Origin of the sequence: Octadecabacter ascidiaceicola, from assembly GCF_900185015.1 — a bacterium.
GTDB classification, from domain to species: Bacteria; Pseudomonadota; Alphaproteobacteria; order Rhodobacterales; family Rhodobacteraceae; genus Octadecabacter; species Octadecabacter ascidiaceicola.
The window spans coordinates 309,512-335,257 of sequence record NZ_FXYD01000003.1; the positions used below are offsets into that span (position 1 = coordinate 309,512).

General features: G+C 55.5%; 29 protein-coding genes. 11 read left to right on the forward strand and 18 right to left on the reverse strand.

Annotation, left to right across the window (positions count from 1 at the left end; all coding sequences use genetic code 11):
• Window positions 1-117: 117 nt before the first annotated feature.
• The 3 genes from tuf to parC form a co-directional block, all read right to left on the reverse strand.
• Entirely contained in the window at window positions 118-1,293 is a 1,176-nt protein-coding gene (tuf, locus tag OCA8868_RS10390) for an elongation factor Tu (RefSeq protein WP_093996484.1), read from the reverse strand.
• A gap of 91 nt (window positions 1,294-1,384) precedes the next feature.
• Window positions 1,385-2,062, reverse strand: coding sequence for a hypothetical protein (locus OCA8868_RS10395; protein WP_093996501.1), 678 nt, complete (start codon window positions 2,060-2,062; stop codon window positions 1,385-1,387).
• 101 nt (window positions 2,063-2,163) lie between these two features.
• Window positions 2,164-4,461, reverse strand: coding sequence for a DNA topoisomerase IV subunit A (gene parC, locus OCA8868_RS10400; protein WP_093996502.1), 2,298 nt, complete (start codon window positions 4,459-4,461; stop codon window positions 2,164-2,166).
• A 167-nt stretch (window positions 4,462-4,628) separates the two neighbouring features.
• Between parC and OCA8868_RS10405 the strand changes: the two genes are divergently transcribed.
• From OCA8868_RS10405 to OCA8868_RS10430, 6 genes are all read left to right on the forward strand, one after another.
• Complete coding sequence (locus tag OCA8868_RS10405) at window positions 4,629-5,120, forward strand: SH3 domain-containing protein (protein WP_093996503.1); 492 nt, start codon at window positions 4,629-4,631, stop codon at window positions 5,118-5,120.
• 42 nt (window positions 5,121-5,162) lie between these two features.
• Window positions 5,163-5,990 carry an SDR family NAD(P)-dependent oxidoreductase gene (locus OCA8868_RS10410; RefSeq protein ID WP_093996504.1) on the forward strand — a complete coding sequence of 276 codons (828 nt, stop codon included), beginning with the start codon at window positions 5,163-5,165 and terminating at the stop codon, window positions 5,988-5,990.
• A gap of 59 nt (window positions 5,991-6,049) precedes the next feature.
• The gene (locus tag OCA8868_RS10415; protein ID WP_093996505.1) at window positions 6,050-6,253 is read left to right on the forward strand and encodes a twin transmembrane helix small protein; all 204 of its coding nucleotides are present in this window, start codon (window positions 6,050-6,052) and stop codon (window positions 6,251-6,253) included.
• Entirely contained in the window at window positions 6,254-6,826 is a 573-nt protein-coding gene (locus OCA8868_RS10420; protein ID WP_093996506.1) for a cob(I)yrinic acid a,c-diamide adenosyltransferase, read from the forward strand.
• Between the two features lie 175 nt (window positions 6,827-7,001).
• The gene (locus tag OCA8868_RS10425; RefSeq protein WP_093996507.1) at window positions 7,002-7,760 is read left to right on the forward strand and encodes an electron transfer flavoprotein subunit beta/FixA family protein; all 759 of its coding nucleotides are present in this window, start codon (window positions 7,002-7,004) and stop codon (window positions 7,758-7,760) included.
• Entirely contained in the window at window positions 7,760-8,689 is a 930-nt protein-coding gene (locus OCA8868_RS10430; RefSeq protein ID WP_093996508.1) for an FAD-binding protein, read from the forward strand. Before OCA8868_RS10425 ends, OCA8868_RS10430 begins: the two co-directional genes overlap by 1 nt.
• A 62-nt stretch (window positions 8,690-8,751) precedes the next feature.
• Here OCA8868_RS10430 and OCA8868_RS10435 read toward each other — a convergent pair whose 3' ends face one another.
• Window positions 8,752-9,573 (reverse strand): DUF6473 family protein, encoded by an 822-nt coding sequence (locus OCA8868_RS10435; RefSeq protein ID WP_093996509.1) that lies wholly within the window; start codon window positions 9,571-9,573, stop codon window positions 8,752-8,754.
• Window positions 9,574-9,737: 164 nt separating this feature from the next.
• Here OCA8868_RS10435 and OCA8868_RS10440 point away from each other — a divergent pair, with 164 nt between their 5' ends.
• A complete protein-coding gene (locus OCA8868_RS10440) occupies window positions 9,738-10,613 on the forward strand; it encodes a 3-hydroxybutyryl-CoA dehydrogenase (protein ID WP_093996780.1) in 876 nt (291 codons plus the stop codon).
• Between the two features lie 2 nt (window positions 10,614-10,615).
• On the opposite strand, the gene OCA8868_RS10445 is transcribed toward OCA8868_RS10440, so the two are convergent.
• The 7 genes from OCA8868_RS10445 to OCA8868_RS10475 are packed head-to-tail and all read right to left on the reverse strand — an operon-like array spanning window position 10,616 to window position 16,052.
• Window positions 10,616-11,482, reverse strand: coding sequence for a lysophospholipid acyltransferase family protein (locus tag OCA8868_RS10445; RefSeq protein WP_093996510.1), 867 nt, complete (start codon window positions 11,480-11,482; stop codon window positions 10,616-10,618).
• Window positions 11,483-11,523: 41 nt separating this feature from the next.
• The gene (locus tag OCA8868_RS10450; protein ID WP_093996511.1) at window positions 11,524-11,793 is read right to left on the reverse strand and encodes an HPr family phosphocarrier protein; all 270 of its coding nucleotides are present in this window, start codon (window positions 11,791-11,793) and stop codon (window positions 11,524-11,526) included.
• A gap of 11 nt (window positions 11,794-11,804) precedes the next feature.
• The gene (locus OCA8868_RS10455) at window positions 11,805-12,197 is read right to left on the reverse strand and encodes a PTS sugar transporter subunit IIA (RefSeq protein ID WP_093996512.1); all 393 of its coding nucleotides are present in this window, start codon (window positions 12,195-12,197) and stop codon (window positions 11,805-11,807) included.
• A gap of 10 nt (window positions 12,198-12,207) precedes the next feature.
• Window positions 12,208-13,107: an RNase adapter RapZ gene (gene rapZ / locus OCA8868_RS10460; protein WP_093996513.1), complete on the reverse strand. Its 900-nt coding sequence runs from the start codon at window positions 13,105-13,107 to the stop codon at window positions 12,208-12,210.
• Window positions 13,108-13,128: 21 nt separating this feature from the next.
• Window positions 13,129-13,578, reverse strand: a complete 450-nt coding sequence (locus tag OCA8868_RS10465; protein ID WP_093996514.1) for an HPr kinase/phosphorylase — start codon at window positions 13,576-13,578, stop codon at window positions 13,129-13,131.
• Window positions 13,579-15,318, reverse strand: coding sequence for a sensor histidine kinase (locus OCA8868_RS10470; RefSeq protein WP_093996515.1), 1,740 nt, complete (start codon window positions 15,316-15,318; stop codon window positions 13,579-13,581).
• Window positions 15,319-15,350: 32 nt separating this feature from the next.
• Window positions 15,351-16,052, reverse strand: coding sequence for a response regulator transcription factor (locus OCA8868_RS10475; RefSeq protein WP_093996516.1), 702 nt, complete (start codon window positions 16,050-16,052; stop codon window positions 15,351-15,353).
• 319 nt (window positions 16,053-16,371) lie between these two features.
• Between OCA8868_RS10475 and OCA8868_RS10480 the strand changes: the two genes are divergently transcribed.
• On the forward strand, window positions 16,372-17,970 hold the full coding sequence (locus OCA8868_RS10480) for a phosphoenolpyruvate carboxykinase (RefSeq protein WP_093996517.1): 1,599 nt from the start codon (window positions 16,372-16,374) through the stop codon (window positions 17,968-17,970).
• Window positions 17,971-17,979: 9 nt separating this feature from the next.
• A complete protein-coding gene (locus OCA8868_RS10485) occupies window positions 17,980-18,528 on the forward strand; it encodes a DUF3859 domain-containing protein (RefSeq protein ID WP_093996518.1) in 549 nt (182 codons plus the stop codon).
• Here OCA8868_RS10485 and OCA8868_RS10490 read toward each other — a convergent pair.
• The gene (locus OCA8868_RS10490; protein WP_093996519.1) at window positions 18,525-19,292 is read right to left on the reverse strand and encodes a sulfite exporter TauE/SafE family protein; all 768 of its coding nucleotides are present in this window, start codon (window positions 19,290-19,292) and stop codon (window positions 18,525-18,527) included. The genes OCA8868_RS10485 and OCA8868_RS10490 overlap by 4 nt on opposite strands.
• Window positions 19,293-19,437: 145 nt before the next feature.
• Here OCA8868_RS10490 and OCA8868_RS10495 point away from each other — a divergent pair, with 145 nt between their 5' ends.
• Window positions 19,438-21,114 (forward strand): acyl-CoA dehydrogenase family protein, encoded by a 1,677-nt coding sequence (locus OCA8868_RS10495; RefSeq protein ID WP_093996520.1) that lies wholly within the window; start codon window positions 19,438-19,440, stop codon window positions 21,112-21,114.
• Window positions 21,115-21,156: 42 nt separating this feature from the next.
• Here OCA8868_RS10495 and OCA8868_RS10500 read toward each other — a convergent pair whose 3' ends face one another.
• Window positions 21,157-21,753 (reverse strand): hypothetical protein, encoded by a 597-nt coding sequence (locus tag OCA8868_RS10500; RefSeq protein WP_093996521.1) that lies wholly within the window; start codon window positions 21,751-21,753, stop codon window positions 21,157-21,159.
• A gap of 96 nt (window positions 21,754-21,849) precedes the next feature.
• On the opposite strand from OCA8868_RS10500, the gene OCA8868_RS10505 reads away from it, so the two are divergent.
• A complete protein-coding gene (locus OCA8868_RS10505) occupies window positions 21,850-22,242 on the forward strand; it encodes an META domain-containing protein (protein ID WP_093996522.1) in 393 nt (130 codons plus the stop codon).
• On the opposite strand, the gene recO is transcribed toward OCA8868_RS10505, so the two are convergent.
• From recO to lepB, 5 genes are read right to left on the reverse strand one after another with little or no spacing between them, the layout of a single operon-like run.
• Window positions 22,239-22,967, reverse strand: a complete 729-nt coding sequence (gene recO / locus OCA8868_RS10510) for a DNA repair protein RecO (protein WP_093996523.1) — start codon at window positions 22,965-22,967, stop codon at window positions 22,239-22,241. The two genes, OCA8868_RS10505 and recO, sit on opposite strands and share 4 nt — an antisense overlap.
• A gap of 9 nt (window positions 22,968-22,976) precedes the next feature.
• A complete protein-coding gene (locus OCA8868_RS10515; RefSeq protein WP_093996524.1) occupies window positions 22,977-23,309 on the reverse strand; it encodes a DUF1491 family protein in 333 nt (110 codons plus the stop codon).
• Window positions 23,306-24,226, reverse strand: a complete 921-nt coding sequence (era, locus tag OCA8868_RS10520) for a GTPase Era (protein ID WP_093996525.1) — start codon at window positions 24,224-24,226, stop codon at window positions 23,306-23,308. Before era ends, OCA8868_RS10515 begins: the two co-directional genes overlap by 4 nt.
• Complete coding sequence (gene rnc, locus OCA8868_RS10525; RefSeq protein WP_093996526.1) at window positions 24,223-24,912, reverse strand: ribonuclease III; 690 nt, start codon at window positions 24,910-24,912, stop codon at window positions 24,223-24,225. The genes era and rnc overlap by 4 nt, the downstream gene beginning before the upstream one ends.
• The gene (gene lepB, locus OCA8868_RS10530; RefSeq protein ID WP_179214842.1) at window positions 24,909-25,742 is read right to left on the reverse strand and encodes a signal peptidase I; all 834 of its coding nucleotides are present in this window, start codon (window positions 25,740-25,742) and stop codon (window positions 24,909-24,911) included. Before lepB ends, rnc begins: the two co-directional genes overlap by 4 nt.
• Window positions 25,743-25,746 lie beyond the last annotated feature (4 nt).

The following is a 25,746-nucleotide window of genomic DNA, read 5'->3' on the forward strand; positions in this document are numbered from 1 at the left end:
AAAAGGCCCTCGCATTTCGGCGAGGGCCTTCTTTGTTTGTGGACCGTTAGCGTTCATCCGCTCTCGCGACCTTTCTTACAGAAAGGCGCTGTCGCGGCTGCGCGCTGGTCTCAAAAATTAAGCGATAATTTTTGAAACCACACCAGCGCCGACTGTGCGGCCGCCTTCGCGGATCGCAAAGCGCAGGCCGTCTTCCATCGCGATGGGTGCGATCAGTTCAACTTCGAACTTCAGGTTGTCGCCTGGCATAACCATTTCAGTGCCTTCTGGCAGCTGAACTGTGCCCGTAACGTCTGTTGTACGGAAGTAGAACTGTGGACGGTAGTTCGCGAAGAATGGTGTGTGACGACCGCCTTCTTCTTTCGTCAGAATGTAGGCCTCGGCTTCGAACTTCGTGTGTGGCGTAACAGACCCTGGCTTACACAGGATCTGACCACGCTCAACGCCGTCACGGTCAACACCACGCAAAAGCGCACCGATGTTGTCGCCAGCTTCACCGGAATCCAGCAGCTTGCGGAACATTTCAACACCAGTACATGTTGTTTTTGTGGTGTCGCGGATACCAACGATTTCGATTTCGTCGCCAACGTTGATCACGCCACGCTCAACACGGCCAGTTACAACTGTACCACGACCAGAGATCGAGAACACGTCCTCAACTGGCATCAGGAACGGCTGGTCAACAGCACGTGCAGGTGTCGGGATGTATGTGTCGACAGCTTCCATCAGCTTAACGATGGAGTCTTTACCGATCGCGTCATCACGCTCTTCCATAGCTGCAAGCGCGGAACCTGGGATCACTGGAATGTCGTCGCCTGGGTACTCGTAAGAGGACAGAAGCTCACGGATTTCCATTTCAACCAGTTCGAGCAACTCTTCGTCGTCAACCTGGTCAACTTTGTTCATGTAAACAACCATATATGGGATGCCAACCTGACGACCGAGCAGGATGTGCTCGCGTGTCTGTGGCATTGGGCCGTCTGCTGCGTTCACAACCAGGATCGCGCCGTCCATTTGGGCAGCACCCGTGATCATGTTTTTCACGTAGTCAGCGTGACCTGGGCAGTCAACATGTGCGTAGTGACGTGCTTCAGTCTCGTACTCAACGTGCGCAGTGGAGATCGTGATACCACGTGCTTTTTCTTCCGGCGCGCCGTCAATCTGGTCGTACGCTTGGAAATCACCGAAATACTTCGTGATCGCCGCTGTCAATGTCGTCTTGCCGTGGTCAACGTGGCCAATTGTGCCGATGTTAACGTGCGGTTTATTACGTTCAAACTTTTCCTTAGCCATGATCGAGGCGCCTTGTCATTCGGGGGCTGTTATTAGCCCTGTTCAACATCGCGGGCGATGTATTGCGGAATGGCGCAAAGATCAAGAGAAATTAAGGCAAGCCGATCGTGCCTTGTGGATTGGTGCTCGCAAGTGAATCCGCTGGTGGTACCTGTTCTGGCGCCACAAGTTCAGGGTTGTCTTCAAGTACGTTACCGATGCGGATCGTGTCATCCGCTTCTAACACTTCAGGCGTGCCGCCGAACCAGTCGGCGTTTTCGCGCATTGTACGCTCAATTGCGCGCGCCGCGTTGAAGGATAGACCCTCCATTTGTTCGTCCGCGGAACGGGTGAAGCCAGACCCAAGGAGCGGAATTGTGCAGCAAGGTTCGAACACGGTGATTTGGATGGCTTCATCGTTGAGCTTTGTCTGGGTTGAATCCTCAAAGAAATTCACGCTGAAAATCAGCACGGATTTCGGGGAATAGATCAGCGGCACACCTGGGTAGGCCAGAACATAGCCTTCAACCGCGATGCCGACGTGGTAGTATTTGTCGCCAAAAAAACGCGCCTCGCCGAGGCGGTCGGCAACAGCGGTGGTCATCGTTGCCTGCCATTCGTCATCCGTAACTGTACGTGAGAACGGGCCTTGGGCCGGTTCATTTACAACGGCGATGTTGTGACCAAGGCGGAACGCGCCAATTGCTTCGGGTGTTTCGGTCAGATCATCGCGGACACCGCCACAGGCGGTCAGCAGCGCCAAGCCCAATAAAGCCACAAGAATTCGCATGTCGTTCCCCCATTTGATCCCCAAACCTAGCGCAGCGGATGCAGGGCTGCAATCTGTCGCTCTTGGTGCAAGTTTAAACGGCAGAACAATGTCTTGTCGACTTAGGTGAATGTATTATCCCGCGGGAAACCGCGCGGCGCCATGCGCCCAGCGCCTGCACGTTTTGCTGTCCATTCGCCGAGCTCGGTTTCCGTACGCGTCCGCCCTGCGGGGTCAAGCCAGCTGAGGCCTTCCTCAAGGGTGAATGTCGTTGCATCGGACAAGCCGCCGTCTTTGTACTTCTGCAAACGCACGCCTTTGCCGCGACCCATTTCGGGGAGTTCGTCCAACGGGAACAGCAGCACTTTGCGGTTCTCGCCGACGCAGGCGATATGATCGCCTTTGACGTCAGAGCAGACCTGCGCACGTACGTCGCCTTTGACGTTGAGCACCTGTTTGCCTGCACGGGTTTGCGCGATGACATCGTCTTCGGGCACGACGAAACCGTCCCCCGCAGAGGATGCGACCAGCAGTTTGTTGCCTGGTTTATGGATAAATAACGCGACGATCTCGGCCTCATTGGGGAGGTCCACCATCAAGCGCAAGGGTTCGCCCATGCCGCGCCCGCCCGGAAGGGTCGATGCCCCGACGGTGTAAAAGCGCCCGTTGCTGCCGAACACCAAGAGACGGTCGGTCGTTTGGGCGTGGAAAATGAACCGCCCTTCGTCCCCGTCTTTGAATTTCAGCTCGCGCGCGAGGTCGATATGGCCCGTCATTGCGCGGATCCAGCCCATTTTGGAGCAGACCACGGTGACAGGTTCTTTGTCGATCATCGCTTCGAGTGGGACGTCTTCGATTACGCCTGCTTCGGCGAAGGTCGTGCGACGTGCGCCGCCTTCATAGGAGGCGCCGAATTGTTTGCGGGTTTCACGCAGCTGTTCAGCGATGGTTTTCCATTGCAGATCATCGCTGTCGAGCAGGTCTTCTAGCCCTGCGCGTTCCAGCATCAATGCATCACGTTCTTTGACGAGTTCGATTTCTTCCAAGCGGCGCAAGGAGCGCAGGCGCATGTTCAGAATCGCTTCGGCTTGGTTCTCGGTCAGGCCCATTTCGCCACCCGCAACGGGGGACACGTAATCATCCTCGTCCATGGCGCGAACGTGAGTTTTGCCCCAGTCTTCGGCCATCAACGCGGTTTTCGGGCTGTCGTCGTAGCGGATAATGTCGATCACGCGATCAAGGTTCAGGAAGGCGATGATAAAGCCTTCGAGGACCTCTAGGCGGTGGTCGATCTTTTCCATGCGGTGTTGTGAGCGACGGATCAACACATCGCGACGGTGATTAAGGAAGGCGCGCAGCACTTCTTTGAGGCTACAGACCTTTGGCGTCAGCCCGTCGATCAACACGTTCATATTCAGGCTAAAGCGTGTCTCAAGATCGGTGTTGCGGTAGAGCATCCCCATGAGGACTTCGACATCTACGTTCTTGGACTTTGGCTCAAGAATAATGCGGATGTCGTCAGCGGATTCATCGCGCACGTCCGCGAGGATTGGCACCTTTTTGGCCTCGATCACTTCGGCGAGTTTCTCAATCAGGCGGGACTTTGGCACCTGATAGGGAATTTCGGTGATGACGACCTGCCATTGGCCACGGCCAAGGTCTTCGACTTCGTATTTACAACGCAGACGGAAGCCGCCTTTGCCGGTGCGGTAGGCCTCGGCGATGTTTTCCTTTGGCTCAACGATCACGCCGCCTGTCGGGAAGTCCGGACCGGGGATGTATTCCAGAAGCGTTTCGTCACGGGCGTTGGGCGCTTTGATCAGATGCAAGCACGCGCCGATCAATTCTTCGAGGTTATGGGGCGGGATGTTGGTCGCCATACCAACGGCAATACCGCTGGACCCATTGGCGAGAAGGTTCGGGAAGGCGGCGGGAAGAACGACGGGTTCTTCCAGCGTGCCGTCGTAGTTTTCACGGTAATCAACGGCGTTCTCGTTCAGGCCCTCAAGCAGGGCCTCAGCCGCGGCAGTCATCCGTGCTTCTGTGTATCGCGCCGCCGCAGGGTTATCGCCGTCGATGTTGCCGAAGTTACCTTGGCCATCCACCAGCGGGTAGCGCACGTTGAAGTCCTGCGCGAGACGCGCCATCGCATCGTAAATCGCGGCGTCACCGTGGGGGTGATAGTTACCCATCACATCACCGGAGATTTTCGCGGACTTACGGAAGCCGCCCTTAGACGCCAATTTCAATTCGCGCATGGCATAAAGGATGCGGCGGTGAACAGGCTTTAGCCCGTCGCGGGCATCTGGCAATGCGCGGTGCATAATCGTCGACAGCGCATAGGTCAGGTAGCGATCCCCAAGCGCGCGGCGCAGGGTTTCTGTCGGGTTCATCTTGGGGTCGAGCGTTTCATCCGTCATAGATCGTGTGTAACGGGGCCGGAATCGCTCGACAACGGGGAAATCGGATGCATCTGCTGAAAATTTCCCCGCAACTTAACCGAGAAACCCCCTCCCTAAATCATCACGGATTTGTTAACGTGTTCTTAGTGATTGAGTAAAAACAGAATCTCTGGGGGGTTCTAACAATGAAAAGCTATGTTTGGCTGACCTTCGCCTTTATGGGGTGGGGCTATTACGAAATGTCAGGTGGCGCGGATTTTGTTCCGGTTGAGCGTGTTACGGCAGAAGTTGAAGCCGAAGCACCCGAAATCGTTGCGCGTGCTGATACGACAACGCTGTTGTCTGTTTCTTCGTCCAACATCATCGCACAGCCGACAACAACAGATGTTGAAGTCGAGAACGCCGTTGCTGATGCATTGGCGCTGGATGCTGTTGAGGTTGTTGAAGCGGTTGCGCCTGTGGTGGAGCCGGTTCTGGATATACGCCGCGTCGGTGGATCGCGCGTGAATATGCGCATGGGTCCGGGGACTGATTTTGACGTGATCACCACGCTTAACAGCGGCACGGAGCTGGAAATTCTATCGGTGAACGCGGATGGCTGGGCGAATGTCAGCACGGTTGATCGTGGCATCGAAGGCTGGATGGCTGAGCGTTTGCTGAGCGACCCAAGCAACTAATGTAGTCTTGCCGCCCCGCGACATGCGGGGCATGAAGTCTGCATGAAAAAATCAATTCTTATCACCGGCTGTTCGTCCGGTATCGGCTATGATGCGGCGCACGGGATGCGTGCTGCGGGGTGGCGCGTGTTTGCATCGTGCCGCCAAGCTGCTGATTGCGAACGTTTGATCGCTGAGGGGTTTGAAAGCCCCCTACTTGATTACAATGACACAAACACCTTGGAGGCCGGCCTTGCCGAAGTGTTGGCGGCCACTGGCGGAACGTTAGATGCCCTATTCAACAACGGCGGCTTTGGCACACCGGGTGCGGCTGAGGATCTGCCGCGAGAGGCTTTGCGGGCGAATTTCGAAACCAATGTGTTTGGCGTCCATGATCTGACAACGCGGGTCATTCCTGTGATGCGCGCGCAAGGGCACGGGCGAATCGTCAACCATTCCTCGGTGCTGGGGCTTGTCGCGATGCGCTGGCGGTCTGCCTATAACGCAACGAAGTTCGCGCTTGAGGGTTTGACCGATACGCTGCGCCTTGAGATGGCCGACACAGACATCAAGATCGTGACGATGAATACTGGCCCCGTGACATCGGACATTCGCAAGAAGTCGATCCCACATTTCGAGAAGTGGATTGATTGGGAAAACTCGCCCCGTCGTGAGCAATACGAGTCCACCTTGCGCAAACGGCTGTATGAGGACTCGGGACCGGACAAGTTTGAATTGCCAGCGTCGGCTGTGACGGCAAAACTGCTGAAGGCTGTTACACACCCAAACCCTAAGCCGCGTTATTACGTCACAACCCCGACCTATCTGATGGGTTTTCTTAAGAGAATCCTGACGTCGCGGGGATTGGACCGCGTGTTACGCAAGGGCTGAGGCTTTTAATTCCAGCTGCGCCTGTTAGCTGTCTTTCGAACTTACAAGGATAAGACATCATGGAAAAAGACCCATTCTTCTATGTCATCATTGTTGCCTGCGTTATTGTGGCTGTCATTCTTGCATGGGGCCTGTCGACGTTTCAGTCCGGCGGAGACGGTAAGAAGTCCAACAAGATCATGCAGCTGCGCATCGTTGCACAGTTTGTTGCCGTGGTTTTGATTGTGGCCTTCGCCTACTTCAAAACCCAAGGGGGCAACTAAATGGTCGTCCTCAACAAGATTTACACACGTACGGGTGATGCTGGTGAAACGGCATTGGGCAACGGAGTCCGCGTTGCGAAGCACTCCCAACGGGTGAATGCCTATGGCACGGTTGATGAAACCAACGCCACGGTTGGCCTTGCGCGTTTGCACGCGACGGGTGCGATGGATGAGCAGCTGGCGATGATCCAGAACGATTTGTTCGATCTTGGCGCGGACCTGTGCCGCCCCGACATGGAAAAAGATGCGGATGCGGAATACCCACCGCTGCGGGTCACGGATGCGCAAGTTACGCGGCTGGAAAACGAGATCGACGCGATGAATGATGTGCTGTCACCGTTGCGGAGTTTCATTCTGCCTGGTGGATCTGCACTGGCCGCACATTTGCACCTGTGCCGCACGGTGTCGCGCCGTGCCGAGCGCCTGTCGGTTGAGCTGGCGAGCGTAGAATCGGTGAACCCAGCGGGAATCAAATACTTGAATCGCCTGTCTGACTGGTTCTTTAACGCGTCTCGCATCGCCAATACCAACGGTGAGGACGACGTTTTGTGGGTGCCAGGTGCCAACCGGTAAGCAGTGATAGCGCGAACATCATTGACATAGTGAAATTTTTGAGCGTTTTTTCACAAACGCGACGTTAGGATACCGTTCCACGTCGATTAAGGTCTGTTTTCCCCGCACTTGCTGCGGTATTCGGAACTGGAAATTTAAGCAGGTGCATTCCGCACCAAACTAGGGAGAAACGCCGATGAAGGTCCTCGTACCCGTCAAACGCGTGATCGATTATAACGTGAAAGTTCGTGTTAAAGCGGACGGAAGCGGTGTTGATCTTGCGAACGTCAAAATGTCCATGAACCCATTTGATGAGATTGCTGTTGAAGAAGCAATCCGTCTGAAGGAAGCTGGCAAGGCTGAAGAAGTTATTGCCGTGTCCATCGGCGTAAAGCAGTCGCAAGAAACGCTGCGTACTGCGCTGGCGATGGGTGCTGACCGCGCGATCTTGGTTGTCGCGACTGATGATGTGCACAACGACATTGAGCCGCTGGCCGTTGCGAAGATCCTGAAGGGTATCATCGACGAAGAGCAGCCGGGTCTGGTTCTTGCGGGTAAGCAAGCGATCGACAACGACATGAACGCGACAGGCCAGATGTTGGCTGCGTTGACAGGTTGGGCACAGGGCACATTCGCATCCGAGCTGGATGTAGACGGTGACACTGCGACAGTCACACGTGAAGTCGACGGCGGCTTGCAGACCATCAAGGTTAAGATGCCAGCCATCGTGACTGTTGACCTGCGTTTGAACGAGCCACGCTATGCGTCGCTTCCAAACATCATGAAGGCGAAGAAGAAGCCGATGGATGAGAAGACACCAGCGGATTACGGCGTCGATACGGCCCCTCGTTTGGCTGTTGTTGGCACGGCTGAGCCTGAAACACGCGCGGCGGGTATCATCGTTGGTTCTGTCGACGAACTTGTCGAGAAACTCAAAGAAGCGGGGGCTGTATAATGGCTGTTCTTCTGATTGCTGAAGTTGTGAATGGTGAGCTGTCTGTAGACGCCACTGCAAAAGCCCTTACTGCGGCGAAAGCACTGGGCGATGTGACTGTTCTTTGTGCGGGTTCCGGTTGCCAAGGTGCTGCTGCTGAGGCTGCAAAGCTTGACGGTGTATCCAAGGTTCTGTGCGCATCTGATGATGCATACGGCCACGATCTCGCTGAACCAATGACAGACCTGATTGTTGGTCTGGCTGGCGACTATTCCCACATTGCGGCCCCGTCCACGGCGGCGTCCAAGAACATTCTGCCACGCGTGGCGGCAATGTTGGATGTGATGGTCATTTCCGAAGTGGTTGCTGTGGTTGACGCAGACACGTTCACGCGCCCGATCTATGCGGGTAACGCGTTGCAGACTGTTAAGTCATCTGACGCAACTAAGGTCATGACGATCCGTACCGCGACGTTTGACGCCGCTGGTGAAGGTGGTTCCGCATCCGTTGAAGAAATCGCATCGGCTGGCAACCCTGGTCTGTCCGAGTGGGTTGAAGACAAGGTGGCAACATCTGATCGCCCTGAACTGACGTCTGCGGGTGTTGTTGTTTCCGGTGGTCGTGGCGTTGGTTCTGAGGATGATTTCAAACTCATCGAAGGTCTGGCTGACAAATTGGGTGCGGCTGTTGGCGCGTCCCGTGCTGCGGTTGATTCCGGTTACGCACCGAACGATTGGCAAGTTGGCCAAACGGGTAAAGTTGTGGCCCCTGACCTTTATGTTGCAGTCGGTATTTCCGGCGCGATCCAGCACCTTGCTGGTATGAAGGACTCCAAGGTCATCGTTGCGATCAACAAAGACGAAGAAGCACCGATCTTTCAGGTTGCCGACTTCGGACTTGTCGCTGACCTGTTTGATGCCGTGCCTGAATTGACTGAAAAGCTCGGCTAAAGCCGGAACTGAATTATTTGAAAGGCCCGCCTAATCGGTGGGCCTTTCTTGTTTGTGCGTACTTAGTTTCCCAACGCGTACAGCAGTGGCGTCCGCAGCGCCTTAGCCGCCGCTTTGTGGGCATCAAGGCCGAGCATGTCTTGTGCGGCCAGCGCTTCGAGGGGGGGGAACTGCATGCCGGTTGTGTCCCCGCGTTTGGCGACCACTTCGATAAGATCACTCACGTAAGGGCGCAGTGCCTCAACCATTGGGCGGGTCACGAACACCGGATGGTTGGAGGGATGAATGCCCGCGCTGGTGTCCTGTGGGGCGCGAGCGGCAAGCCACAACAGGAAGGTCGGACCGGTACATTTCCCGATGAGCGTTATCATGCGACGCACCCAAGTTTTGCAAAGCTGTTCAAGCACAATGGTGAAACGCTGATCGTCAATTGCACGCAGCCGCGTGATCAAATGCCCTGTAAACGCGACCTCGGCGAAATCTTGTTCAGGGAACAGCGCGACGAGCTTTTCCGTGGGCGCAATAAAACGGTCGTTGCGCCTCGGGTGCACTTTGTAAAACGGGTTGCTTAGATTGGTTGCCGCCGGAATTTGGATAACTGTTGCGGCCGCGTCATGGCACAAGGATTGGATCGCCGTGTCATGCAAGAAAACGTCCGGCCCTGCGGATTGGTTCCCGAGGTTGACGCAGATTTCCCCAATTGCGGTTTCGATCAGGTCGGGGAACGGTTTTGGGATATACCTGCCGAATGTTTCTGACCCGCCAAGGAAGGCGATATAACGGCCATCGGTTGGGCGGCGTGGCCCTCGGAATGATAGTTTTGACAGCCCATAGCTGCACGGTGCAGGGCGCATTACGCCCCCTGGAATCGCTTCGGTCTTCATGGGTCCCACCCTTCTTAAATTTCACTCACCACGGCCCACTTTCTGCCCATTGTGTTGCGAAATCCCTAAATCGCGCATTCGTCTAAACTTGTGTTGAATTGCAGCGCTTGAGAGTGCCCATGCAGGGGCCTATGGTGGCGCTAACCAACAAAGGGCGGATGCGCATGAGCATTGAACGGATTGGCATCGTAGGTGCGGGGCAAATGGGCAATGGAATTGCCCATGTCTGCGCCTTGGCTGGGTATGACGTGTTGCTGACGGATATTAGCGAGGACGCCCTGACGGCTGCCCTTAAGGGCGTCGACAAGAACATGGACCGTCAGGTGTCCAAGGGTTTGATTACCGAGACGGAAAAGGATGAAGGCCTGCGCCGCATCAATACGACGCTGACGCTGACGGATCTTGGGCCGACGGATTTGATTATCGAGGCGGCGACCGAGCGTGAGACGATCAAGCAGGCGATTTTCGAAGACCTGCTGCCGCATCTGACACCGGATACGATCCTGACGTCGAACACATCGTCTATTTCCATCACGCGCCTTGCGTCGCGTACGGACCGTCCTGAAAAGTTTATGGGTTTCCACTTCATGAACCCTGTGCCGATCATGCAGTTGGTCGAACTGATCCGTGGGATTGCGACGGATGTGCCGACCTATGATGCGTGTAAGGGTGTTGTTGATCGTCTTGGCAAAACATCTGCGACGGCGGAAGATTTCCCGGCCTTTATCGTTAATCGCATCCTGATGCCGATGATCAATGAGGCGGTTTATGCGTTGTATGAGGGTGTCGGGAACGTTGAATCGATCGATACGTCACTGAAGCTTGGGGCGAACCATCCGATGGGGCCGCTTGAGCTGGCGGACTTCATTGGCTTGGACACCTGCCTTGCGATTATGAACGTGCTGCACGATGGGCTGGCGGATACCAAATACCGTCCCTGCCCGCTTTTGACGAAGTATGTGGAAGCCGGATGGTTGGGCCGTAAGTCGAAACGTGGGTTCTACGACTATCGCGGCGAAACACCGGTTCCAACCCGCTAAGCTTATTCCTTTAGCGAAAGGGTGTGTTCACGCAGCCATGCCATGAATGCGCGTGGGTCTTTGCTGCGTTCTGCAACTTCTTCCGGTGGAATTGGTCTCCCGATGACAGGCTTTTGCGGCTTGTCGAATGCATGGGCAACTTCGTGGATCAACAGACCTTGGCGCAAGGTCGCGCTGATCTGGTTGGCGATTTGGTAGGCGCGCGAATTACTGCCCGGGAAGAAACATGGCACAACGGTCGCGCCTGAACGACGGATCATTTTGGCGGTAAAGACGTTCCATTCTTCTTCGATCGCTGGTCCCCACATGGTTTCAGACGAAGCGACCACGCCAGACGGGAACAGCGCAATCAAACCGCCATTTCCAAGATGCTCCATAGATTTGGCGCGCATCTCGATCATCTTTTCCTGCGCGTCATCTTGGTGGAGGAACGGCACGGGAATCATATAGCTTGATGCAGCTTCATCGATGCCGGTGAGCAATGAGCGCGTTAGAATGCGGTAGTCATTCCGGCGGCGTCCGATCAGGTCGGCAAGGACCATGCCGTCGACCAACCCGTGCGGGTGGTTGGCGACAAACATCACTGGGCCTGTTTCTGGAATGTTATCCAACTGGTCTTGTGGGGTTTGGATCTCAATCCCCATGACCTTCATCGTTGCGGGCCAAAACGCCTGCCCTTTTGGCTGGCCCATTTTTTCAAACGCACGGATGCGGCGTACGACGGTGATCTTACCCGTCATCCATTCCATCGCCTTGATGAACCAGCGTTTGGCATTGCTATCAAAGGTCTCTGAATACGTCAGCGTTGCGCGATCATAGACGCGAGGCGCGTCGGCCTCGTCTTTGGACGTATTTGATCTTGTCGACATGTCGGTCAAACGCTGTTTCCTAGCCTATCGGGAAAAGGGGGTTAGTCCCCTTCTCCGAACTTATCGGCCACCAACGCGTCCAGCGCATCCATGAGCTGATCGGCCTGAGGGCCTTTAGTTTCAACTTCAATAGAGGTTCCGTTGGAAGCTGCCAACATCAAAAGCCCCATGATGCTATCACCATCGGCAGACATTCCGTCCTTGGAAACCTCAGCTTGGGCATCAAATTGCTCGCTCGTTTCGACGAACTTTGCCGATGCCCGTGCGTGCAAGCCTTTGATGTTGATAATATTCAATGTGCGTTTCGCCATATCCGCCCCTACTAGTCCAACTCGACAGTGTGGCTGTCGATATATTTGCGTCCGGCATCCATTGCCGATGAAACTGCATCTACAACGGATTTGCGGCGCGATTTCGCGAGCTTCACGAGCATCGGAAGATTCGCACCATAAAGAATTCGGCGATTCTGCGGGCTACATGCACGCAGAGACAGGTTGGACGGCGATCCGCCAAACAGGTCGGTCACGATAACCACGCCGCTACCTGTATCAACAGAATCTGCGGCGTCACAAATTTCATCTTGTTTGGTTGCGCGGTCATCATCGGGGGCTATTGCGATAGCCTTCATCCCGGGCTGTTCGCCCACGACATGTTGAACCGCCGACAGATACTCTGTCGCCAGGCCGCCATGCGCCACGATCACGATTCCGATCAAATCTGCTATTTTATGATCCGCCTTGCTGGACCGAGCCTGAGTAAACCCGATCAATTTCCCGATGTCGTTTAGACACCTGCCAACCCTGTTCTGCAAGGGCCAACGCGATCTGTTCCGTCACGTAGACAGACCTGTGTTGCCCTCCGGTACACCCAAACCCGATGCTCAGGTGCGATTTTCCCTCATCGCGGAACGCGGGGAGCAGCATGAGAAGCAATTCTTTGACCTTGGTGGTAAAATCTTCAAACCGTGGGTCCGTTTGGATGTAGGTGCCAACGGCGCTGTCCAACCCTGACATTTTTCGCAGCGGCGGCTCCCAATACGGGTTTTTCAGGAACCGGCAATCAAATGTCATATCAACGCCCTTCGGCGCGCCGCGTTTGTAGGAAAACGATTGAACGCTGACCCCGAATAAGGACCCGCCGTCTTCCCCGAACCATTCCGTCAAACTGGCTTTGAGGTCGTGGGGCGACAGATCGGAGGTGTCTAACAGGAACTCAGCCTTCTCACGCAAGGGCAGCAGCAATTCTGCTTCTTTACGGATGCCTTGAATGGCAGGTTCGTCTGGCGCCAAAGGATGACGGCGGCGGGTTTCGGAGTAGCGGCGCACGAGGGTGTCTTCATTGGCCTCCAAAAACAACAGCTGCGCTTCGATATCGTCGCGCACCCGCAATTGCGCCAACAGGTCAGTCACACCGTTGATAGAAAAGTCCCGATTGCGGACATCCAATCCGATCGCCAATGGGCATGTCAGTTCATCCCGCGTCAGTCGGGGGAGCAGCGAAAGGGGGACGTTATCAATCGCCTCAAATCCGAGATCTTCGAGCACATTGATTGCCGTTGAACGCCCAGCGCCAGACGGGCCGCTTACGACGATCAGCTTTTGCGGCTTCGGCATCTCAGTACTCATGGGGCTCTCCCGTTGCTCGAATTAGGTCGCTCGACCATGCATCATATAGTGGGCGATGGCTTGTGCAAAATGTCGGCTCGCGGGGGTGTGAAGCAACGCGACTTTGTGGTCAAGCAAGGTGATGGTCTTTGGCTTGGGAAGGCGATCCGGTTCTGGCGTGCCAAGATCGACGACCAAGTGCAAAGGGGTTGGATCTGCGGGGGTGGCGCTCAGAATACCGACTCCTCGGGCCTCGATCTGGCCAGATATGGAGGGTGGGCAGGTTGCGAGTAGCCCGCTCGTTGTGGCGTTCAGCCATGTGATGTCATCAGCCAGAAGCGTCGCCCCAAGCGAGAGAAGTTCTAGGGCAAGCGCGGACTTGCCGGAACCGGACGGGCCACAGATTGCGACAGCTTTGTTGCCTATGACTACGGTGCTTGCGTGGAGCTGCAATTGGCCATCGGGCCCATTTTTGGGCGGCTCGGACAGCATTTAAACGGGCAGACCAACCACGAAGCGCGCGCCGAGTGGTTCTGACCCGATGTCGGCGTCTGTCGGGCGAATGTTCTCCGCCCAGATTACGCCGCCGTGCGCTTCGACGATCTGCTTTGAAATCGCGAGGCCAAGGCCGGAATTGTCACCGAACTGCGTTTCAGGGCGCTCGGAGTAGAACCGTTGGAAAACCTTCTGAAGTGCGCCATCTGGAATTCCGGGGCCGGTGTCTTCGACTACGACGAGCACACGATTTTCTCGTTTGCGGACCCAAACACGGATCGCGTCGCCATCTTCACAGAACGAAATCGCGTTGGAAATAAGGTTGACGAAAACCTGCGCCAAACGCCCTTCGAGACCCATGATTTGAATTGGGCCTTTGGGGAGGTCGGAAATAAAATCGACCTTCTTTTCTTTGGCTTGGGTGCCAAGAAATTCGGTTAGATGGCTGAGGGTTTTGATAAGATCGAAGGATTCTTCTTCCTCTTTGACCAGTTCAGTATCTAGGCGGGAGGCATTCGAAATGTCGCTGACCAAGCGGTCTAACCGCTGCACATCGTGTTCGATGACTTCCAGCATCCGTTGACGATGGTCTTCACGTTTGACATTGCGCAACGTGCCAACGGCGGATCGCAAGGATGCCAGCGGATTCTTGATCTCATGCGCCACATCTGCGGCGAATTGTTCATTGCCTTCAATACGTTCGAACAAGGCAGATACCATACCGCGAATAGCGCCGGACAGGCGGCCAATTTCATCGGGGCGACCGGTGAGATCTGGAACATGAATGCTATGGGGTGACATTTTCCGCGCATTCCGGTCACGGCCCAATTCAACTGCCTTCGCGAGATCCGACAGCGGGTGGGCGATGGTTGATGCCAGCGCGAGGCTTAAGGCGATCGAGACAAACATGCCGATAATGAACATCTGCATCAGTTGTTCGCGGTCACGGCTTACGAGCTCATCCAACTCGCCCGGTGCGGACACGAGTGCGATCACGCCAACCGGGGTTCCCCCTTGCTGCACGACGGGTGTTAGGACCTTGAAGAAAGATCGACCTTGCGGGTCGGTTTGGGTTTCAATCCATGTGCCGATCTCGAGGGTTTGTGGAACCGCGTTTTGGAGTTCAGCGGTGAGGTCAAGTTTGGTTTCCGCCTCAGACTGTCGGCCAAAAAGCTCTGACATTTTGGCGAGAAAGTTGCTTAAAGCCGTGGTGAGGAAAATGCCCCGGCTTTCGAGTTCAAGCCCGGGAACGGGTGCATCGTCTGGTGTAGGGTCCGACCATTTTTCAACGAGCGATCCGCTGCGATCCAGAAGGTAAACGTCTACCCCGCCCCGAAGATCAAGGTTCTGGAGGGTGATTTGCGCGTCCGTTCCGTCACCACTCATCAGGTTGACGGGGGCGTTGACGGGAAGTTGTGCTTCGAACACGTCGGCGATCAGCTCAACCTCATTCACAAGCGCGCTGCCGCGTTGGTACGCGAGGTTGTCGCGTGCTGAATTGAGGTAAAGCACTCCAGCAACCAACACGATCAGCCCAAGCAAGTTGAACGTGATGATCTTTCGGGCAAGCGGGGATTTCCGTAGATGAAAAATACCACGGCGCTTGCGTCGATGGGTCATAAAGTCTTCGGATCGCGGCGCAACGAAATCATCGCCCAAGACAACGCCACCAGTCCCGTGCGCAGCATCGCGCACGGATTTTAAATCACGAACATCAATCTTGGGGGCAACCGTCATTTAGGTTTCACCTGTTTAAGATCGGGCCTTCTTCACTCTTCGTTGTACCGGTACCCAATACCATAAAGTGTTTCGATTGCCGAAAACTCATCATCAGCAGTACGCATCTTTTTGCGCAGACGCTTGATGTGGCTGTCGATTGTACGGTCATCTACATAGACTTGGTCGTCATAAGCAACGTCCATCAATTGATCGCGAGACTTTACGAAACCCGGACGCTGAGCCAATGCCTGCAAAAGCAGGAACTCGGTGACGGTCAAGGAAACGTCGTTGCCCTTCCACTTCACCGCGTGACGCAAAGGATCCATCGTCAGCTCTCCACGTTCGAGGATCTTCGTTTCTTCTGTGTCTTCGATCACTTCGCCGGAAATGGCATCCTGACGGCGCAGAAGCGCGCGGATACGTTCCACCAGAAGGCGCTGGCTAAATGGTTTCTTAACGTAATCGTCCGCGCCCATGCGCAGGCCAAGGACTTCGTCGATTTCATCGTCTTTGGAGGTTAGGAAAATGACCGGCATCGTCGTCTTCTGACGAAGGCGCTGCAACAAATCCATGCCATCCATACGCGGCATCTTGATGTCCAGAACGGCGAGTTCCGGCATACGTTTGTTGAACGCGTCCAGTGCTTGTTGGCCATCTGCATAAGTTTCCACATCAAAGCCTTCAGCTTCTAATGTGATCTGTACTGATGTCAGAATATTCCGATCATCATCGACAAGTGCGATTCGTGACATGTTACTGCCCCTCTACTGCTCGTGTTTTTATTGCCTGCTTTTTCCATAGTTTTGCCCCACTTAGCCCTAGCGAATCAATCCAAAACTGGAAAAGGCCTGCAAAGTTCGCCCCTTTGTGGCCTTAAAAAAGGTAACCAATGACTAAAATGTCTCACTTATTGCGTTTAGAGCCCTTTGGCGTCGGCGACGAACCGCGATGATGGCGCTAACTACGCTTTGATTGCGCTAACTGTGACAATGGCGTCTGTTCACGCCTGAAACGGTCATGTTAGGTCGGGCTTGTAAGGCGATTTGCCTCAACCATCTTAGGAGAGAGACTATGGACCACGGCACGGTCAACCCATCCATGAAGCTGCCTGATCAAGGCATCACAGGATTGGGCCAGGTCTATTATAACTACTCCGAAGACGACCTCATTGCCGAAGCGTTGAAGCGCGAAGAAGGCCAGCTTGGTAAAGGCGGCGCTTTCCTCGTCACGACGGGTAAGTTCACTGGTCGTTCGCCAAAGGACAAACATGTTGTGCGCAGCGAGACCACCAAAGACACGATCTGGTGGGAAAACAACGCCGCGATGGAACCAGCAGCGTTTGACCAGCTTTATGACGACATGATCGCGCACATGGGTGGCAAAGACTACTTCGTGCAAGACCTGTTTGGTGGCGCAGACCCTGCACACCGTCTGGACGTTCGTTTCGTCACTGAAATGGCGTGGCACGGTCTGTTCATTCGCCACCTGATGCGTCGCCCTGAAGCGTCCGAGCTTCCGGGGTTCACACCTGATTGGACAGTCATCAACTGCCCAAGCTTCCTTGCAGACCCAGTGCGTCACGGCTGCCGTTCTGAAACTGTCATTAGCATGAACTTTGATCGTAAGATTATCCTGATCGCCGGCACGGAGTATGCAGGAGAAAACAAGAAATCGATTTTCACGCTGCTCAACTACTTGCTGCCTGAAAAAGACATCATGCCGATGCACTGTTCTGCCAACCACGCCAAAGACAATCCTGTCGATAGCGCTGTATTCTTTGGCCTGTCAGGCACTGGTAAGACAACGCTGTCCGCTGACCCGAACCGCACACTTATTGGCGACGATGAGCACGGTTGGTCTGATCGCGGTATCTTTAACTTCGAGGGTGGCTGTTATGCCAAGACCATCGGTCTGAATCCTGAAGCAGAGCCTGAAATCTACGCCACAACCCAGATGCCAGGCACCGTGATCGAGAACATGGTGTTTGACCCTGAAACACTGGAACTTGACTTTGAAGACGACAGCCTGACAGCGAACATGCGCTGTGCGTACCCGCTGAACTATATCTCCAATGCGTCTGAAACAGCGCTTGGTGGTCACCCAAAGAACATCATCATGCTGACGTGTGATGCGTTTGGTGTGTTGCCTCCGATTGCGCGCCTCAGCCCTGCGCAGGCTATGTATCACTTCTTGAGCGGCTTTACGTCCAAGGTTGCAGGCACAGAGCGCGGTGTGACCGAGCCAGAGCCAACGTTTTCCACCTGCTTCGGTGCGCCATTCATGCCGCGTCGCCCAGAAGTGTACGGCAACCTGCTGCGCTCCAAGATCGCGACACATGGGGCAACATGCTGGCTGGTGAACACCGGGTGGACTGGTGGTGCTTACGGTACGGGCAACCGTATGCCGATCAAAGCGACCCGTGCGTTGCTGACGTCTGCGCTGAACGGTACTTTGGTCGAAGGCCAATTCCGCAAAGACCCTAACTTTGGGTTTGACGTGCCAGTGGCATGTGACGGTGTGGATGACGTTCTGCTGAACCCACGCGACACATGGGCCGATGGCGCGAACTACGATGCGCAAGCTGCTAAGCTCGTTGAAATGTTCGCAAACAACTTTGAGCAGTATCTCCCGTTCATCGACGAGGATGTAAAAGCCGCCGCAATCGGCTAAACTGCCTGCATGAAATTGCATTCAACAATATTCGTGAGCGCCCTGAGCATTGCTTGGGGCGTTTGCGTATTTGCCGCTGAGGACGACTTTGTCTCGCCGTTGCTAGGTTTTTATGAGGCCGGTGTGATGTGTGCCCATGAAGGTGGCGCCGTTCGCATGGCGCCCGATACATTGGCTGGCTCGACCCATGTCGTTGAAGAAGCGCCCGCGTTTGTCAGCACTGGCCGCCTTGTTCCTGCGGTTTTGGGGATTGGGTTTGGCGTGCGCTCCGGCCTAGATGCGGATGTGGGGCAAGAAGGCGTGCTGATGACCGTTACCCACCCACCGCTTGAAGGTGGTGCAACGCAGCAAAGTTTTACGACAGTTGTTGGCTCTCGCGACTTTCCGGGCGTCACGTTCTACCAATTCGATTACCCGTATGAGCTGGCGCTGGGTGAATGGACCATGTCAGCCACTTATGGCGCGGTTACGCTTTATGAAACCACATTCACTGTTGTTCCACCCGCCGCGTTGCCGGAATTGGCAGGCGTGTGCGGCTACCTTGATCTAATCGGTTAACCCAACACCGCACGGCGCAGCAGATTGAGGCCAGCGATGGTCAGTACCACAAGCGTTGCACGGCGGAAGACCACCTGCGGAATGCGGTCCTGAACGCGAAAGCCTAGCCATAGCCCGAGCAAGGCACATGGCAGAATTACCAGTGTCAGAGGCAGGGTTTCAGCACGTAGAACGCCCGTCTGAAGGTGCGCGCCCGCTAGTGCGACGGCACCTAGCCCGTAGATCACGCCTTGTGCGCGCATTTGGTCCTGCTTGGGGATATTGGTTGCCGTTAGATAGGCCACGGTCGGTGGGCCCCAAACGCCAGATAGGCCGCCAATGAAACCAGCAAAGCTGCCGATGGCGGTATCAAGGCGCACTGTTCTGGCCCCAAGCTTTGGTTTCCATCCTGCAAGCTGCATGATTGAGAAAAGCGCGACGGGGCCGCCGATCAAACCATATAGAACACGTGGATCCAGAACGCGGACGAGTTGTGCACTTAAGACCAGCAAAACCAACCCGCTGAGCAAGAACCAGCGGAATTCAACAACTGAGCGCACCGCGCTTTTGATGCCTTGGCGAAAGGCCTGCCACGTATTGGTGAGCAAGGTCGGAAGGATCAACGCGGCCAAGGCTTGTTCTGGGGGAATTACAAGGGTCAGACCCGAAATCAGAATCATCGGCATCGCGAATCCGACGACACCCTTTACCAACCCCGCAAAAACAGCGACGATCAGTACAAATACCAGTGAAAGAAGGCTTCCTAAGCCCAAAAGCTGTTCCATAGGCCTGAAGTACACTGCCTTTTAGCGGCCCGCACGACAATTCCGCTTGGTCATTTTCGTTCGCAAATCAAGTTTCTTGTGAATTATTATTGCGCTGCACTTGCGAAGGCGGTATTTCTGCGGCTGCACACTCAAGGAGTCGACTATGCCCCGCGACGGACAAGACCAAAACGCGTCACCGATCTTAAACGACCTTCTTTCAACGACCGGCGAAGCCATCGCACCGCTTCGTGCGCTGCTTGAAACCGCGAAAGACTGTGTTCGTGAAAAAGTGATGGTTGATGGCCGCGCGTCAGGCGCATTGGTCGAGGCAGAGCAAACTGCCGCACACGGGCTGGCATGGCTTGCGACATACGTCGAAGCACTTGCGCAGATGCAAAACTGGGCTGAGAAGCTGCAGGCGGACGGCAAGTTTGACGAGGTTGACCAGCTGATTCACCAGATCGCGTTTGGCGAATACCTCTGGCAGATCTACGGTGGCATCCCGATGAACCAAGGCGAGATTTTGCGCATGCAAGACATCGGCCTGACACAAGACCAGATGCGTGAGATGATGGTGCCTGCGGTTCAAACGCTGACACAAGGGGGCAATACCCAAGCGGCACGTTTGCGCCTTGTTGCGTTGATGCAAGAACGCAGCGCTGAGGTGTCTGTCGGCACAACCGGCCTCGATGAAGAACTTGAGATGATCCGCGACCAGTTCCGCCGCTATGCGGTTGAGAAAGTCGAGCCGTTTGCCCACGAATGGCACCTAAAGGACGAATTAATCCCGATGGAGGTGATCGACGAGCTGGCCGAAATGGGCGTGTTCGGCCTGACGATTCCTGAAGAGTACGGCGGTTTTGGCCTGTCCAAGGCATCCATGTGTGTCGTGTCCGAAGAATTGTCGCGCGGCTATATCGGTGTTGGTTCCCTTGGCACACGTTCCGAGATTGCGGCTGAGCTAATCATCGCGGGTGGCACCGAAGAGCAGAAGCAAAAGTGGCTGCCTGCTTTGGCGAGCGCTGAAAAGCTACCGACGGCTGTGTTCACCGAACCAAATACTGGGTCCGACCTTGGCAGCCTGCGCACACGCGCCGTTAAGGATGGCGATGACTATACCGTCACCGGCAACAAAACGTGGATCACGCATGCAAGCCGTACCCACGTCATGACCCTACTGGCCCGCACGGACCCAAACACGTCTGATTACAAAGGCTTGTCGATGTTTTTGGCCGAAAAGACACCGGGTGATGACGCCAACCCATTCCCGACTGAGGGGATGACCGGTGGCGAGATCGAGGTCCTCGGTTATCGCGGCATGAAGGAATACGAGCTTGGATTTGATGGCTTCAAGGTGAAGGGTGAGAACCTGCTTGGTGGTGAAGAGGGCAAGGGCTTTAAACAGTTGATGGAGACGTTTGAGTCGGCCCGTATCCAGACCGCTGCCCGCGCGATTGGTGTAGCCTGTTCTGCGCTCGACGTTGGGATGCAGTACGCCCAAGACCGCAAACAATTCGGCAAGTCGTTGATCGAATTCCCGCGTGTTGCCAACAAGCTGGCGATGATGGCGGTTGAGATCATGGTTGCACGTCAACTGACATACTTCAGCGCTTTTGAGAAGGATGAAGGCCGTCGCTGTGACGTAGAAGCTGGCATGGCGAAGTTGCTAGGTGCGCGTGTTGCTTGGGCGGCTGCGGACAACGCCTTACAGATCCATGGCGGCAACGGGTTTGCCCTAGAATACAAGGTCAGCCGTATCTTGTGCGACGCCCGTATCCTGAACATCTTTGAAGGTGCTGGCGAGATTCAGGCACAGGTTATTGCGCGCCGGATTCTGTAATTTGGCGGGGCCAAGATCGCGACGCGCTTGGCCCTACCCTCCCTATTTGAACGGGATCAAAACGCAGGGCATGTCTCTCAGGTTTGGGAGATCATTGATCCTGTAGCCTGTGCAATCGCTCATCGCGGCATCTGATGCTTCGCGCGGTGAGGCGTAGTTCCAAACAACCGAATAAGCTCCGTCTTCGCTGATCGCCATTGCGCGGTAGTTGCCCCAGCTTGCGTCAGGATTGTTGAAGTGATCAGCCGCTTCTGCGGCGAGGCTGGCTTGCCCTTGGGCGAGCGGGACGTACCCAATTGGCAGAAGTTCGGCATAGATCATGCATACTGGTCCGTGCTTGAGGCATTCTTGCATGGCGACATCTCTCGCCGCTTCGATTGAGTTTGAACCGGTCACATAGCCATATCCGAAGTCTTTGGTGATGGCGAAGGCGCCAAAATACATGTCCTCGGCGAGGAACCTGTTTTCGAACACTTGCATCGTCTCATCGGGAAGCGGCACCCCTGATATCTGATTTAGAACAGCCTCTGGTGGATAGGTGAGGATCTGCTGAATAGGCTCAACAAATTCGACGGGCGTCACCGTTGGGCCAGCGTTCGGAAGTGTAAGGGAAAGGCTTAATGCGAATTCAACAATCATTTTGATCTCCTAATATGGGGCTAGAAAACCACGACTTGGTGCATCCGTAAAGTTTCTCCCCTTTTTGTCGCCGTTGGGTCCGCGTAGGCTGTTGGCATGTTGAAACTTATAACCGCATTGCTACCGCTTCTGTTCGCCTCCGCCTGTTTTCCTGATGAGAGCATTTCGGGGTTTGTTGAGCCAACGGCGGAGTATCATTTGGTCGAGATCGACGGAGCGCCCTTCGATGGCACTGCTACAATTGCCTTCCCCGAACCTGGAAGAGTCGCGGGGCAAGCGCCGTGCAATCGGTATTTCGCTGCGCAGACGGCAGACTACCCTTGGTTCGCGTTAGACGGCATCGGGGCATCGCGTATGGCCTGCCCTGACCTCAACCTTGAAAGTGCTTTTTTCACGGCGCTTGAGGACATGACATTGGCCGAAGTATCCGGCGACACGTTAATCCTGTCCAATACCGGTGGCCGCCAGATGGTGTTCGTCGCGCGTTAAGCGTGGCGCTTCATCGTGTCGATGAGGCGCTGGCGTGCTTCGGGGATTTGGCGATCCCCCAGCGATTTCGCGAGGTGGTTGTTCAGGAAATGGCCTGTGGTGCGTAGTGCCCTGACGATCTCATCGATGTCAGCGTCGCCCTTGCCCAACAGCACATGCGGAAGCGGAAGCAGTCTGTCTGCCCAATCGCCCGCCGCCAGTCGTGAAACGGCGCGGCCTGTGCGTGGGGATACATAGAACAGGTCGTCGTTCAGGCCTGAAACAGCGCAGGCAGACAGGTCCATCCCGAAGCCCAATTCTTCCAGCAGCGCGACCTCCCATTGAAGGTAGGCAAGCGGCCAGATTTCGTTTTGGCCGAGCAGGTCAAGCAGTGCGATTGTTCGGGCGTAAAGCGGCGCGTGCTTCTCGCGGTCCGGCAACACGAAGGACAAAATTCCTGTCACCGCGTTCAGCCCTGCCAGCGCGAGGCGGTCTTGCATCACCTGCGCGGTGCGGCTGCGTACGGGTTCAACGGTGAAGCTGCCTAAATGATCTTCAAGCCGCGCTTTCCACGTCACCGAAAGCTGCGCACCGGGTTGCAGCATGGGTGCGATTTTACGGCTGGTGCCACCGCGCACGATGCCCGCGGTTAAGCCACGCTCAGGTGTGAACACCTCAATAATTGCGGAGTTTTCGCCGTGTTTGCGGACCTTTAACAAAGCCCCTTCATCGCGCCATTCAATCATGGCGCTACCCTATGCCAAGGACGGATCATCAAGCAAATGGCGGCCCTGTTTGTCCTCAACCTCAAGCACCCAAAGATCAGGATCAAAGCTGGCTTGTTTGGTGAGCGAGGCATCTACGTCTTCCTCGGACCCTTCGGCCAGAACCACCCATTCGCGTTCACCTGACATCAGATCAAACTGGCGCTGGAACGCCTTTGCGTTGCCGTCCAATGTGTTGAGTTTCACAAGAACCGAGCCAGCAGTCGCGTCGCCCTTTCGGGTCACGAACACAGGGATTTCCACAAGCCGAAGCCGTGTCAGATAGGCCGACACCCAGACGTCCGTTGTGAGGCGTGTGTTCATTCGTTTCCGTCTTTGAAGTTCAGGCCCATTTCGGAATAGCGCTCGGAATCCTCAAGCCAGTTGGGGCGTACTTTAACCTGAATGAACAGGTGCACTTTGCGGCCTAGGAACTCGACCAATTCTTCGCGGGCGGCTTTGCCCACTGCCTTGATCGTCTCACCGCGCGAACCAAGCACGATCCCTTTGTGACCGTCACGCATGACGTAAACCAACTGATCGACCTTGCAGGAGCCATCTTTGCGTTCTTCCCAGTTCTCGGTCTCAACAGTCAGCTGATAGGGGAGTTCTTGGTGCAGCCGCAGGGTCAGTTTTTCACGGGTGATTTCTGCAGCGATCATGCGCATGGGCAGGTCCGCGATTTGATCTTCTGGATAAAGCCAAGGTTCAACAGGCATCAAGCCCGCAAGCCATTCGCGCAGGGCCTTGGTGCCGTGACCTTTTTCTGCGGAGATCATGAAGGTTTCTGCGAATTCGAAACGCTCGTTCAGCTCTTTTGCCAGCCCAAGCAGAACCTCTGTGTCAACACGGTCGATTTTGTTGATCGCCAGCGCCACTGTACGCCCTTTGCCGACGTCGTTCAGGCGCTCAACAATCGCTTCGACGCCTTTGGTGATACCGCGGTGCGCTTCGATCATCAGGACCACAACGTCGGCGTCGGAAACGCCGCTCCATGCAGCGGCAACCATTGCGCGGTCAAGGCGGCGTTTGGGTGAAAACAGGCCGGGAGTGTCGACGAACACGATCTGGCTATCGCCCTCAATCGCGACGCCGCGAATACGGGCGCGGGTCGTTTGCACCTTATGGGTCACGATGGACACTTTCGCGCCGACCATGCGGTTCAGTAGGGTAGATTTACCTGCGTTGGGTTCACCAATGAGGGCGACAAAACCGGCGCGTTGTTCAGTTGTTTCGCTCACTTGGGTTCTCCTTGCACGCGGGCCAAAAGGGCTTTGGCTGCGGCTTGTTCTGCTTGGCGCTTGCTGGGCGCTTGGGCTTGTTCGGTTGCGCCTGATTGCAGGCGCACTTCGATGGTAAAGATCGGCGCGTGATCAGGGCCGCTGCGGGCAATTTCAACGTAGGACGGTGGCGTTTCGCCCTGCCCTTGTGCAAATTCTTGTAGCGCGGTTTTCGGGTCGCGCGCATCTTTTTCGACGTTGGTAATGCGGTCACCCCACATCGCGACGACGCGCTCGCGGGCTATTTCAAAGCCAGCATCGACGTAGATGGCGGCGATCACCGCTTCCATTGCGTCGGCAAGCAATGCTTCCTTACGGCGCCCCCCTGTCAGCATCTCTGAGCGGCCAAGCTTCAGCACAGCACCAAGGTCAATCTGGCGCGCAACATCTGCGCAGGTTTCTTTGCGCACAAGCGCGTTGAAACGTGGGGCAAGCAGGCCTTCGGCTGCGTTTACATCAGCGTTCAACAATGCCTCGGACATAACCAAGCCAAGCACGCGATCCCCAAGGAATTCGAGGCGCTGGTTGTCGTCGCGGTGGGGCGAGGACATGGACGAATGGGTCACGGCGCGGATCAAGTGGTCAGGCGTGGCAAAGACGTGGCCTAGCCTGTCTTGGAATTCGCGAAGTGGACCGGAGAGTTTCACTCGATTGCCTTAAAGTAGCGATCAGAACGCCACGTCCAGAACGCCAGAAGCGAGCGACCGGCGGAGGAGAACATAATGCGGTCGGCGCGACCTACGATGTCTTCATATGGAACGAAGCCAACCCCACGTGAAATCTGTGGCACGCGGCTGTCAGACGAGTTATCGCGGTTGTCACCCATGAAGAAATACTGGCCATCGGGGACGGTGAAGATACCTGTGTTGTCGAGGTCACGATCGCCGATGTTCAGCACCGAGTACTGGCGACCCTCGGGCAGGGTTTCAGTGAACCGCTGCTTGAGGCATTCCGCACCGAGACCAACCGCGCCATTGGCACAACGCGGTAGGTTTCCGGCGCTGCCTTGGTGCTCCATCGTTTCCGTGAATAGGCCCGCTTCGGTTTGTGGAATTTCAGTGCCGTTCAGGATGATCACGCCGTCTTGGACTTGAACCGTGTCACCCGGTAGGCCGATCACGCGTTTGATGAAATCGCGACCCGTGACTGGGTGACGGAACACAACAACATCGCCACGCTCAGGCTCGGAGCCCATAAGGCGATCGTTGCCGCCTTTGAAGACGCCACAGAAGTCTTCGGCGTCTACATCGATGCCAAAACGCGGGATGATGATCGACGGGCAAGAGGCGTAGGAATAGCCATAGGCCATCTTGTTCACGAACAAGAAATCGCCGATCAGCAGCGTTTCTTTCATTGATCCCGACGGAATCCAGAACGGTTGAAACAGGAACGTGCGGAAGACGCCTGCGATGAGCAGTGCGTAAACTACTGTTTTTACTGTCTCTTTAATGGATGCCCACACAGCGAAACCTAACATTATT

Coding starts and splice junctions, on each gene's coding strand:
- tuf (WP_093996484.1), bottom strand. CDS start 1,293: ATGGCTAAGGAAAAGTTTGAACGTAATAAACCGCACGTTAACATCGGC.
- OCA8868_RS10395 (WP_093996501.1), bottom strand. CDS start 2,062: ATGCGAATTCTTGTGGCTTTATTGGGCTTGGCGCTGCTGACCGCCTGT.
- parC (WP_093996502.1), bottom strand. CDS start 4,461: ATGACGGATGAAACGCTCGACCCCAAGATGAACCCGACAGAAACCCTG.
- OCA8868_RS10405 (WP_093996503.1), top strand. CDS start 4,629: ATGAAAAGCTATGTTTGGCTGACCTTCGCCTTTATGGGGTGGGGCTAT.
- OCA8868_RS10410 (WP_093996504.1), top strand. CDS start 5,163: ATGAAAAAATCAATTCTTATCACCGGCTGTTCGTCCGGTATCGGCTAT.
- OCA8868_RS10415 (WP_093996505.1), top strand. CDS start 6,050: ATGGAAAAAGACCCATTCTTCTATGTCATCATTGTTGCCTGCGTTATT.
- OCA8868_RS10420 (WP_093996506.1), top strand. CDS start 6,254: ATGGTCGTCCTCAACAAGATTTACACACGTACGGGTGATGCTGGTGAA.
- OCA8868_RS10425 (WP_093996507.1), top strand. CDS start 7,002: ATGAAGGTCCTCGTACCCGTCAAACGCGTGATCGATTATAACGTGAAA.
- OCA8868_RS10430 (WP_093996508.1), top strand. CDS start 7,760: ATGGCTGTTCTTCTGATTGCTGAAGTTGTGAATGGTGAGCTGTCTGTA.
- OCA8868_RS10435 (WP_093996509.1), bottom strand. CDS start 9,573: ATGAAGACCGAAGCGATTCCAGGGGGCGTAATGCGCCCTGCACCGTGC.
- OCA8868_RS10440 (WP_093996780.1), top strand. CDS start 9,738: ATGAGCATTGAACGGATTGGCATCGTAGGTGCGGGGCAAATGGGCAAT.
- OCA8868_RS10445 (WP_093996510.1), bottom strand. CDS start 11,482: ATGTCGACAAGATCAAATACGTCCAAAGACGAGGCCGACGCGCCTCGC.
- OCA8868_RS10450 (WP_093996511.1), bottom strand. CDS start 11,793: ATGGCGAAACGCACATTGAATATTATCAACATCAAAGGCTTGCACGCA.
- rapZ (WP_093996513.1), bottom strand. CDS start 13,107: ATGAGTACTGAGATGCCGAAGCCGCAAAAGCTGATCGTCGTAAGCGGC.
- OCA8868_RS10465 (WP_093996514.1), bottom strand. CDS start 13,578: ATGCTGTCCGAGCCGCCCAAAAATGGGCCCGATGGCCAATTGCAGCTC.
- OCA8868_RS10470 (WP_093996515.1), bottom strand. CDS start 15,318: ATGACGGTTGCCCCCAAGATTGATGTTCGTGATTTAAAATCCGTGCGC.
- OCA8868_RS10475 (WP_093996516.1), bottom strand. CDS start 16,052: ATGTCACGAATCGCACTTGTCGATGATGATCGGAATATTCTGACATCA.
- OCA8868_RS10480 (WP_093996517.1), top strand. CDS start 16,372: ATGGACCACGGCACGGTCAACCCATCCATGAAGCTGCCTGATCAAGGC.
- OCA8868_RS10485 (WP_093996518.1), top strand. CDS start 17,980: ATGAAATTGCATTCAACAATATTCGTGAGCGCCCTGAGCATTGCTTGG.
- OCA8868_RS10490 (WP_093996519.1), bottom strand. CDS start 19,292: ATGGAACAGCTTTTGGGCTTAGGAAGCCTTCTTTCACTGGTATTTGTA.
- OCA8868_RS10495 (WP_093996520.1), top strand. CDS start 19,438: ATGCCCCGCGACGGACAAGACCAAAACGCGTCACCGATCTTAAACGAC.
- OCA8868_RS10500 (WP_093996521.1), bottom strand. CDS start 21,753: ATGATTGTTGAATTCGCATTAAGCCTTTCCCTTACACTTCCGAACGCT.
- OCA8868_RS10505 (WP_093996522.1), top strand. CDS start 21,850: ATGTTGAAACTTATAACCGCATTGCTACCGCTTCTGTTCGCCTCCGCC.
- recO (WP_093996523.1), bottom strand. CDS start 22,967: ATGATTGAATGGCGCGATGAAGGGGCTTTGTTAAAGGTCCGCAAACAC.
- OCA8868_RS10515 (WP_093996524.1), bottom strand. CDS start 23,309: ATGAACACACGCCTCACAACGGACGTCTGGGTGTCGGCCTATCTGACA.
- lepB (WP_179214842.1), bottom strand. CDS start 25,742: ATGTTAGGTTTCGCTGTGTGGGCATCCATTAAAGAGACAGTAAAAACA.